This is a genomic window from Achromobacter xylosoxidans (assembly GCF_002192695.1).
Classification (GTDB): domain Bacteria; phylum Pseudomonadota; class Gammaproteobacteria; order Burkholderiales; family Burkholderiaceae_B; genus Achromobacter; species Achromobacter xylosoxidans_C.
In genome coordinates, this window is record NZ_MTLG01000071.1 from 119,125 (window position 1) to 129,173 (window position 10,049).

At 67.6% G+C, this 10,049-nt stretch carries 8 protein-coding genes; 6 read left to right on the top strand and 2 right to left on the bottom strand.

Annotation, left to right across the window (positions count from 1 at the left end):
* Positions 1-84: 84 nt before the first annotated feature.
* Together dbpA and BRO63_RS13225 are read right to left on the bottom strand one after the other, a co-directional pair.
* Complete coding sequence (gene dbpA, locus BRO63_RS13220; protein WP_088140233.1) at positions 85-1,473, bottom strand: ATP-dependent RNA helicase DbpA; 1,389 nt, start codon at positions 1,471-1,473, stop codon at positions 85-87.
* Positions 1,474-1,639: 166 nt separating this feature from the next.
* Positions 1,640-2,398, bottom strand: a complete 759-nt coding sequence (locus tag BRO63_RS13225; protein WP_088140234.1) for an IclR family transcriptional regulator — start codon at positions 2,396-2,398, stop codon at positions 1,640-1,642.
* Between the two features lie 160 nt (positions 2,399-2,558).
* Between BRO63_RS13225 and xsc the strand changes: the two genes are divergently transcribed.
* The 6 genes from xsc (at position 2,559) to BRO63_RS13255 (ending at position 9,967) form a co-directional block, all read left to right on the top strand.
* On the top strand, positions 2,559-4,370 hold the full coding sequence (xsc, locus tag BRO63_RS13230; RefSeq protein ID WP_088140235.1) for a sulfoacetaldehyde acetyltransferase: 1,812 nt from the start codon (positions 2,559-2,561) through the stop codon (positions 4,368-4,370).
* An 87-nt stretch (positions 4,371-4,457) separates the two neighbouring features.
* Positions 4,458-5,378 carry a bifunctional enoyl-CoA hydratase/phosphate acetyltransferase gene (locus BRO63_RS13235; RefSeq protein ID WP_088140236.1) on the top strand — a complete coding sequence of 307 codons (921 nt, stop codon included), beginning with the start codon at positions 4,458-4,460 and terminating at the stop codon, positions 5,376-5,378.
* Positions 5,379-5,511: 133 nt separating this feature from the next.
* Positions 5,512-7,089: an ABC transporter substrate-binding protein gene (locus BRO63_RS13240; protein WP_088140237.1), complete on the top strand. Its 1,578-nt coding sequence runs from the start codon at positions 5,512-5,514 to the stop codon at positions 7,087-7,089.
* Between the two features lie 12 nt (positions 7,090-7,101).
* Positions 7,102-8,070, top strand: a complete 969-nt coding sequence (locus tag BRO63_RS13245) for an ABC transporter permease (RefSeq protein ID WP_088140238.1) — start codon at positions 7,102-7,104, stop codon at positions 8,068-8,070.
* The gene (locus BRO63_RS13250) at positions 8,067-8,969 is read left to right on the top strand and encodes an ABC transporter permease (RefSeq protein WP_088140239.1); all 903 of its coding nucleotides are present in this window, start codon (positions 8,067-8,069) and stop codon (positions 8,967-8,969) included. The genes BRO63_RS13245 and BRO63_RS13250 overlap by 4 nt, the downstream gene beginning before the upstream one ends.
* Positions 8,966-9,967, top strand: coding sequence for an ABC transporter ATP-binding protein (locus BRO63_RS13255; protein WP_088140240.1), 1,002 nt, complete (start codon positions 8,966-8,968; stop codon positions 9,965-9,967). The genes BRO63_RS13250 and BRO63_RS13255 overlap by 4 nt, the downstream gene beginning before the upstream one ends.
* Positions 9,968-10,049: the final 82 nt, after the last annotated feature.

Sequence of the window (10,049 nt, forward strand, 5' to 3'; positions counted from 1 at the left end):
GCGGACTGGGCGGCCGCCAGGGCAGGCCGCGCCATTATTGCAAAACCCGAGCAAAACGATCAAGTTCTTGTCGCCCGCCGATATTCAGAACTCTTCCAGATAGCGCATGCGGAAGCGCCGGCCCTTGATGTTGCTGTTGGACAGGCGCGAGAACGCCTGCTTGGCAATCTGGCGGTCCAGCGCCACGTAGGAGTTGAACTCGGTGATATTGATCTTGCCGACCTGCTCGAACGTCAGGCCGCCATCGCCGGTCAGCGCGCCCAGCAGGTCGCCCGGGCGCAGCTTGTCCTTCTTGCCGCCCTGGATGCACAAGGTGATCATGGGCGCGCGCAGCGGCCGGTCCGCCTTGGGCCGCAGCGTCTTGATGTCGCCCCACACCAGGGGCGCGCCCTGGTACTGCTCGATCAGGTTGGCCCAGCGCATTTCCTCGGGCGAGCACAGGCTCAGCGCCAGGCCCTTCTGGTCGCCGCGGCCGCTGCGGCCGATGCGGTGCACGTGGACCTCGGTGTCCTTGGTCACGTCGACGTTGATGACGGCGCTCAGGTTCTGGATGTCCAGGCCGCGCGCGGCCACGTCGGTGGCCACCAGCACGGCGCAGCTGCGGTTGGCAAACTGGATCAGGATCTCGTCGCGTTCGCGCTGTTCCAGGTCGCCGTTCAGGGCCTGGGCGCTGATGCCCTCGGCTTGCAGGCGTTCCACCAGGTCGTGGCTGCGGATCTTGGTGTTGCAGAAGGCCAGCGTGGATTCGGGGCGGAAGTGCGCCAGCAGCCGGGTCACCGCGTCGAGCCGGTCCTTTTCGTCGATTTCGTAGAAGATCTGCTCGATGCGGCTGGCGTCATGCTGCGCCTCGACCTTGACCTCGGCGGGGTTGCGCAGGAAGCGGGCGCTGAGCTTGCGGATGTTGTCGGGATAGGTGGCCGAGAACAGCAGGGTCTGGCGCTTGCTCGGGCAATGCGAGGCGATGGCCACGATATCGTCATAAAAGCCCATGTCGACCATGCGGTCGGCCTCGTCCAGCACCAGCGTGTTCAGGCCCGACAGGTCCAGGCTGCCGCGCTCCAGGTGATCCTGGATGCGGCCCGGCGTGCCTACCACCAGGTGCGCGCCGCGCGCCAGCGATTCGGCCTGCGGCCGGGCGGCGGCGCCGCCGCACAGGGTCAGGATCTTGACGTTGGCGATCTGGCGCGCCAGCCGGCGCAACTCCTGCGCGACCTGGTCGGCGAGTTCGCGCGTGGGGCATACCAGCAGCGCCTGCGGCGCGAGGCGCGTCGGGTCGAGCTTCTGCAGCACGCCCAGGCCGAAGGCCGCGGTCTTGCCGCTGCCGGTCTTGGCCTGCGCGATGAGGTCGCGGCCTTCCAGGATCAGCGGCAGGCTTTGGGCCTGGATGGGCGTCATCTGCTCGAATCCCAGGCTCTTCAGGTTGTCGAGCAGGGCGGGCAGCAGGGGCAGGGAGGTAAAGGAGGTGTCGGTCACGATAGGAGAGATAGTCGCTTTCTGCCCCGGGGGCGGCCCGGCGGCAAAAGAAAGGGGCGGTTGCGCGAACCGCATACGCCCAAGAGTGTAATGCCTGCGGCCGATTGGCCCTGAAACAAGAGCCGGGAATGAAGGCCCCGGGGGGCCGAACCGGGGCGGGCCGGCGCTAGGCCTCGGATTCGTAGGTGCCGGCCAGCGCGCGGGCGGCCTCCTGCATGCGCGGCAGCCAGGCGCGCGCGCCGTCGATCGACAGCCGCGCCACCGGCGCATGCAAGGCGACCGCGGCAATGGCGCGCGTGCCATGCAGGATGGGCACCGCCATGCAGACGATGCCCAGCAGGAATTCTTCGCGGTCGAAGCTCGCGCCTTCCTTCTTGATGGTGCGCAGCTCTTGTTCCAGTGCGGCCACGTCGCACAGCGTGTTGGGCGTGTAGCGCGGCAAGGGCGCCGCGGCCAGCAGCCGCTGGCGCGCCTCGCGCCGCATGTGGGCCAGGAACAGCTTGCCGCTGGCCGAGCAATGCAACGGCACGCGCGAGCCCGAATGCAGGTTGACCCGCAGCGGCCAGGCGGTTTCGACACGGTCCAGGTAGATGACTTCGTCGCCGTCCAGCATGGTGCAGTTGCAGGTCTCGCCGATCTCGTCGACCAGGCTGTCCAGGATGCGGTGGCGCTCGCCGCGCAAGGGCGAATTCAACAGGGTGTCGCGCGCCAGCGCGCTCAGGCGCGGACCGCTGACGTAGCTCTTGCCGGCGGGCTCGCGCAGCAGCATGCCGGCGTCGACCAGCCGCGACAGGATGCGCAGCACCGACGGCTTGGGCAGGCCGGTGGCGTCCGTCAGCGCGGCCAGCGATACCGGCTGCCCGGAGCGGGCAACCTGTTCCAGCAGGGTCAGCGCGCGCAGCGCTGCGGAGGATTCGTCTTTCATCTTTCAATAATTGAAGATTCGGCGGCTTGCTGCGCATCCTCGCACGGATTTCGCAGAAAATGAAACGCCGTGGGCTGGGAACATGCAGGTTTCTGCTGCAGTATCGGATCATGCCGGCCCAGATGCAATCCGACACCGCCGGCCTGCCAGGAGAGAGACCATGAGCAGCAAGCAACACATGACCCCCAGCGAAGCGTTTGTGGAAACGCTGGTCGCGCAGGGCGTCAAGGACGTATTCGGCATCGTCGGCTCGGCCTTCATGGACGCGCTGGACCTGTTTCCGGCGGCCGGCATCCGCTTCGTGCCCACGGTGCACGAGCAGGGCGCCGCGCACATGGCCGACGGCTATTCGCGCGTCACCGGCCGCCATGGCGTGTGCATCGCGCAGAACGGCCCGGGCATCACCAACTTCGTGACCGGCGTGGCGGCGGCCTACTGGGCGCACAGCCCGGTGGTGGCGATCACGCCCGAGACCGGCACTGCGGGCATGGGGCTGGGCGGCTTCCAGGAAACTGAGCAGCTGCCGATCTTCTCGCGCATCACCAAGTACCAGGCCCACGTGAACCGGCCCGATCGCATGGCGGAATTCACCGCCAAGGCCTTCGACAATGCGCTGGCCGAACGCGGTCCGACCCAGCTGAACATCCCGCGCGACTATTTCTACGGCGAGATCGACGTGGCCATTCCGGAGCCGCGCCGCATCCGCCGCGGTCCGGGCTCGGAAGAGGACCTGGAAGCGGCGGCACAGATGCTGGCGCAGGCCAAGTTTCCCGTCATCGTGGCGGGCGGCGGCGTGCTGTTCTCGGACGGCCAGGCGGAATGCGTGGCCCTGGCCGAGCTGCTGGGCGCGCCGGTGGTCACCAGCTATCTGCACAACGACGCCTTCCCGGCCAGCCATCCGCTGTGGTGCGGCCCCTTGGGCTACCAGGGCGCCAAGGCGGGCATGAAACTGCTGTCGCAGGCCGACGTGGTGCTGGCGCTGGGCACGCGCCTGGGACCCTTCGGCACCTTGCCGCAGCACGGGCTGGACTATTGGCCGCAGGGCGCGCGCATCATCCAGGTGGACGCCGACCACCGCATGCTGGGCCTGGTGCGCCCGGTGTCGGTAGGCATTTGCGGCGACGCCAAACCGGCCGCTGCGGCGCTGGCCGCCAAGCTGCGGGGCCGCGAGGTCGCCTGCGCGGCCACCAAGGCGGGACGCGGCGAACAGATCGCGGCGCAGAAGGCCGAATGGGAAAAGGAACTGGACAGCTGGTCGCACGAACGCGACGACTGGAGCCTGGACATCATCGAGCACGGCGGTGGCCGCATGCATCCGCGCCGCATGCTGCGCGAGTTGGAGCGCGCCATGCCCAAGCATGTCATGGTGTCCACCGACATCGGCAATATCTGCTCGGTGTCCAACAGCTATCTGCGCTTTGACGAACCGAACTCCATGCTGGCCGCCATGAGCTTCGGCAATTGCGGCTATGCCTTGCCGGCGCTAATCGGGGCCAAGCTCGGCAGGCCCGACCGGCCGGCCGTGGCCTACGTGGGCGACGGCGCCTGGTGCATGAGCTTCCAGGAACTGCTGACCTGCGTGCGCGAAAAGATACCCGTGACGGCAGTGGTGTTCCATAACGGGCAGTGGGGCGCCGAAAAGAAGAACCAGGTGGACTTCTACGGCCGCCGCTTCGTCGGCAGCAACCTGAAGAATCCGAACTTCTCGGAGTTGGCGCGCGCCATGGGCGCGGAAGGCATACGGGTAGAGCACGCCGACCAGGTGGGCGCGGCCTTGCAGGCCGCCTGCAAGGCCCAGTCCGAGGGCAAGACCACCGTGCTGGAGATGATGGTCAGCCAGGAACTGGGCGACCCGTTCCGCCGCGACGCGCTCAAGCAGCCGGTGCGCTTCCTGGACAAGTACAAGCAGTACGTGAACCAGCCGTTCCATCCGGGCGAGGTGCCGCTGTCGATCGATCCCGCCAAGCGCTGATCGCGTGGCGTTCGTCCGGCGCGGCCGCCGCCGCGCCGGATTCTTCTCGCCAGGCGCCGCGGATCTCCGCGGCAGGAGCAGAACGAAATGGAAAGCGATAGCTTGTTCGAGCCGCTGCGCAATGCCGCGCTATCGGCCGGACGCTTGCGCACGGCAGTGGCGTATCCGCTGTGTCCGAACAGCCTGGGCGCGGCCGTGCAGGCGCGTGACGCAGGCTACATCGAACCGGTGCTGGTCGGTCCGGCGGACAGGCTGCGGGCCATGATGGCGGAGCTAGGGCTGCGCGCAGGCGAGCTGGAAGTGTTCGACACGCCGGACGACGAGGTGCAGGCCGCGCGCGCCGCGGCGACGCTGGCGCGCGACGGCGCGGTGCGCATGCTGATGAAGGGCAGCCTGCATACCGACCACTTCATGTCGGCGGTGGTGGCGCGCGACGCGGGGCTGCGCACCGACAGGCGCATCAGCCATGCCTTCGTGATGGCGGTGGCCGCGTACCCCAAGCTCTTCATCCTGACGGACGCGGCGGTCAACATCGCGCCGACCCTGCAGGAAAAGGCCGACATCGCGCAGAACGCGATCGACCTGGCGCGCGCGCTGGGCGTGGAACGGCCCAAGCTCGCGGTGCTGTGCGCCACCGAGTCCGTCAATCCCGCCATGCCCGCCACGCTGGACGCGGCAGCCCTGTCGAAGATGGCGGACAGGCAGCAGATCCGCGGCGGCGATATCGACGGCCCGCTGGCCTTCGACAACGCCATCTCGCGCGAGGCGGCCGACCAGAAGGGCATCGTCTCGCGCGTGGCGGGCGATGCCGACATCCTGCTGGTGCCCGATATCGAGGCCGGCAACATGCTCTACAAGGAGCTGACCTGGCTGGCTGGCGCGGGCACCGCCGGATTGGTGCTGGGCACGCGCGTGCCCGTGCTGCTGACCAGCCGCTCCGATTCCATGCAGGCCCGCGTCAACAGCTGCGCGGTGGCTTCGCTGTACGCGCGGGCGCTGGCAGCCTGAATCCGGACCGTTTGCGGGGCTGGCTCCAAAAAGTCCGGCGGTTTGGTACTAAGCCTGGACCCGCAGGCTGGATACGCTACCCCCAAGGCCATCCGATGAATGGTTCGTGATACTAGACATCAAGGGGTAGAACATGCGCAGCGCAAGAAAATGCCTGACCACGATACTGACGGCGCTGGCCCTGGCGGGCGGGGCCATGGCCGCGGACGCGCCCAAGCCCGGCGGCACGCTGGTGATAGGGTCGACGCAAGTGCCGCGGCACCTGAACGGCGCGGTGCAATCGGGCATCGCAACCGCCTTGCCCAGCACGCAGCTGTTCGCCAGCCTGCTGCGCTACGACGCGGATTGGAAGCCGCAGCCTTATCTGGCGCAATCGTGGGAGCTGGCGCCGGACGGCAAGTCGCTGACGCTGCATCTGCGCAAGGACGCCTTGTTCCATGACGGCAAGCCCGTGACCTCGGCTGATGTCGCGTTCTCTGTCATGGCGGTCAAGAAGAACCATCCCTTCCAGACCATGTTCGCGCCCGTGGAAGCAGTGGACACGCCGGATCCCTACACGGTGGTGCTGCGCATGAACAAGCCGCATCCGGCCATCCTGCTGGCGCTGTCGCCGGCCCTGATGCCGGTGCTGCCCAAGCACATCTACGACGATGGACAGGACCTCAAGAGCCATCCGCGCAACTCGGCCGATGTGGTCGGATCGGGTCCGTTCAAGTTCAAGGAATTCAAGCCAGGCCAGGAGATCGTGCTGGAGAAGTTCGACAAATTCTTCCTGCCCGGCAAGCCCTACCTGGACCGGATCGTGGTGAAGATCAATCCGGACGCGACCAATCTGCTGATCGGGCTGGAACGCGGCGACATCGGCGTGCTGCCCTTCATGACCGAGCCCACCATCCTGCGGCGCGCCAAGGAAAATTCCGCCATCGTCATGACCAGCAAGGGCTATGAAGGCATAGGCGCCTTGAGCTGGCTGGCCTTCAACACGGCGCGCAAGCCCTTGAACGACGTGCGGGTGCGGCAGGCCATCGCCTATGCCACCGACAAGGGCTTCATCACCAAGGCCCTGAATGCCGGCTTCGCCAAGCCCGCCGACGGGCCCATCATCGGCACCAGCCCGTTCGCCACGCAGGACCTGGCGAAGTATCCGCTGGACCTGAAGAAGTCCGAGCAATTGCTGGAAGAGGCAGGCTACAAGAAGGACGCCAAGGGCGAACGGCTGTCGCTGACGGTGGACTACATGCCGGGTTCCGACGTGCAGGGCAAGAACGTGGCGGAATACCTGCGCAGCCAGTTGAAGAAGGTCGGCATCGCGGTGCAGGTGCGCGCCTCGCCGGACTTCCCGACCTGGGCCAAGCGCATTGCCGGCAAGGACTTCGACATGACCACCGACATCGTCTTCAACTGGGGCGATCCGGTGATCGGCGTGCACCGCACCTACCTGTCCAGCAATATCCGCGACATCATCTGGACCAACACGCAGTCCTACTCCAACCCCAAGGTGGACGAACTGCTGGAACAGGCCGGCACCGAAACCGACGCGGACAAGCGCCGCGCGCTCTACGCGGAATTCCAGCGCCTGGTCACGGCCGACGTGCCCATCGATTTCCTCACGGTCATTCCGTACCACACCCTGTCCTTGAAGAAGGTGCACGGCCTGCCGGACGGCATCTGGGGCGTCATATCGCCCATGGACGATACCTACCTGCAGTAGGGTGGAGCCGCCATGACGCGCTATCTCTTGCGCCGCCTGGCCTACGCGCTGGTGCTGCTGCTGGCCGTGGTGACGCTGAATTTCCTGCTGATCCACATCTCGCCGGGCGATCCGGTCGAGACCATCGCGGGGTCCATGGGCGGCATCAGCGAAGAACTGCGGGCGCAGTTGCGCGCGCAGTACGGGCTGGATAAACCCTTCCTGACGCAGCTCGGCATCTACCTGATGCAAGTGCTGCAAGGCGACCTGGGCTATTCCTATTTCTTCAACGTGCCGGTGGCGCAGCTGATCTGGGACCGCGTGCCGGCCACGCTGCTGCTGGTGGTGACCTCGGTGCTGAGCGCGTTCGTGGTGGGCACGCTGCTGGGCACGCTGGCCGCGCGCAAGCCCAACGGGCCGCTGTCGCAAGGCATCACGCTATTGTCGGTGGTGGGCTATTCCGCGCCGGTGTTCTGGACCGGCATCATCCTCATCATCCTGTTCGCCTCGGCGCTGCCGATCTTCCCGGTGTCGGATATGCGTTCCGCCGGCGGGCCGCAGGACGGCTGGGCGGGCGCGCTGGACGTGCTGCACCACCTGGTGCTGCCGGCTTTCACCCTGGCCTTCGTCTACCTGGCGCAGTACAGCCGGCTGGCGCGCGCCAGCGTCATGGAGGCGCTGTCGGCCGATTACATCCGCACCGCGCGCGCCAAGGGCCTGCCAGAGCGGTCCGTGCTCTACAAGCATGCATTGCGCAACGGCGTGCTGCCGGTGGTGACCATGCTGGGCCTGCAGTTCGGCAATGTGCTGGCGGGCGCGATCCTGGTCGAGACGGTCTTCAACTGGCCCGGGCTGGGCCGGCTGGCGTTCGACTCCGTGCTCAGGCGCGACTATCCCACGCTGCTGGGCATCCTGCTGTTCGCCTCGCTGCTGGTGGTCGTGATGAATCAGCTTACCGATCTGGCCTACCGCCTGATCGATCCCAGGATCAAGACGTCATGAGCCAGACTCCTCCCGCCGTATCCATCGCCGCCTTGCAAGGCCAGGCGGCGCGGCCGCCGGCCCGCCCGTCGTACGAGGCCCTGCGGGTGTTCGCGCGCAATCCCTCGGCGCTGGCCGGCGTGCTGTTACTGGCCGCCATCCTGGCCGTGACGCTCTTCGGGCCCATGATCATGCAGGCGGATCCCTTCGAGATCGCCGGCGCGCCGATGACGGCGCCGGGCGCGGACGCGCTGCTGGGCACCGACTACCTGGGCCGCGACGTGCTGACCGGCATGGTCTACGGCGGCCGCGCCACGCTGCTGGTCGGCGTGGTGGCGGCGGTGCTGTCCATGGCCATCGGGCTGACGGTGGGCGCGCTTGCGGGCTACTACGGCGGCTGGATCGACGAAACCCTGATGCGCATCACCGAGTTCTTCCAGGTGCTGCCGACCCTGCTGTTCGCCATGGTGTTGGTGACGCTGTTTTCGCCGTCGCTGGCGACCATCGCCATCGCCATCGGGGTGGTCAGCTGGCCGGGCACGGCGCGGCTGGCGCGCGGCGAATTCCTGCGCCTCAAACGCCGCGAGTACGTGCTGGCCGAGAGAGTGATAGGCGCGGGCGACGCGCGCATCATCTGGCGGGTGATCCTGCCCAACGCGCTGGCGCCGTTGATCGTGTCGGCGACGCTGGCGATAGGCACGGCGATCCTGTTCGAGGCCGGCCTGTCGTTCCTGGGCCTGGGCGATCCCAACATCATGAGCTGGGGCCTGATGATAGGCAGCAACCGCCCCTACATCCTGACCGCGTGGTGGGCGGTGACCCTGCCGGGCGCCGCCATCTTCCTGACCGTGCTGGCGGTCAGCCTGATCGGCGATGGGCTGAACGACGCCCTCAATCCCAACTCGCGGGGGCGGGCATGAACGCCGCGCCGCAGGCGCCCGTGCTGGAGGTCGACAGCCTGAGCCTGGAGTTCCAGACGCGCGGCCGCGTGGCGGAGGTGCTGAGCGCAGTCAGCTTCGCGCTGAACCCTGGCGAGACCCTCTGTTTGGTGGGCGAGTCCGGCTGTGGCAAGAGCATGACTGCGCTGGCCATCATGCGATTGATTCCCGCGCCGGGGCGCATCGGCGGGGGCAGCGTGCGCCTGCGCGGCGACGACCTGGCCGGCCGCGACGAGGAGGCCATGCGCCAGGTGCGGGGCAACAAGATATCCATGATCTTCCAGGAGCCCATGACGGCGCTGAACCCGGTGTACACGGTCGGCGACCAGATCGGTGAGCCCCTGCGGCTGCACCAGGGGCTGAGCAAGAGCCAGGCCCGCGAGCGCGCCATCGAGATGCTGAAGTCGGTCGGCATTCCCTTGCCGGAACGGCGCGTGGACGATTATCCGCACCAGATGTCGGGCGGCATGCGTCAGCGCGTGATGATCGCCATCGCGCTGGCCTGCGACCCTGACGTGCTGATCGCCGACGAGCCCACCACCGCGCTGGACGTGACGGTGCAGGCGCAGATCTTCGACCTGCTGCGCGAGCAGCAGGCGCGGCGCGGCACCGCGGTGCTGCTGATCACGCATGACATGGGCGCGGTGTCGGAAATGGCCGACCGTGTGGTGGTCATGTATGGTGGCCGCGTGGTGGAGCAGGGCGGCGTGCGCGAGATCCTGGCGCAGCCCCGCCATCCCTACACCCAGGGGCTGATCGCCTGTCTGCCCGAGCTGGACCGCGAGCCCGACGACCTGCGCCCGGACCTGCCGGAGATTCCCGGCGTGGTGCCCTCGATCTGGGAGCGCGGCGCGGGCTGTCCCTTCATGGAGCGTTGCGGGCAGGCCATGGCGCGCTGCCGCGACGCGTTTCCGCCCCTGACCCGTGTAGGCGAGGGCCAGGAAGTCGCCTGTTGGCTGTATCCGGAGGCCGCCCAATGACTTCGCCGCAATCTTCCGCCTTGCTGTCCGTGCGCGATCTTGCCGTGCATTTTCCCATCGGCGGGCGCGGCCGCGACGGCAA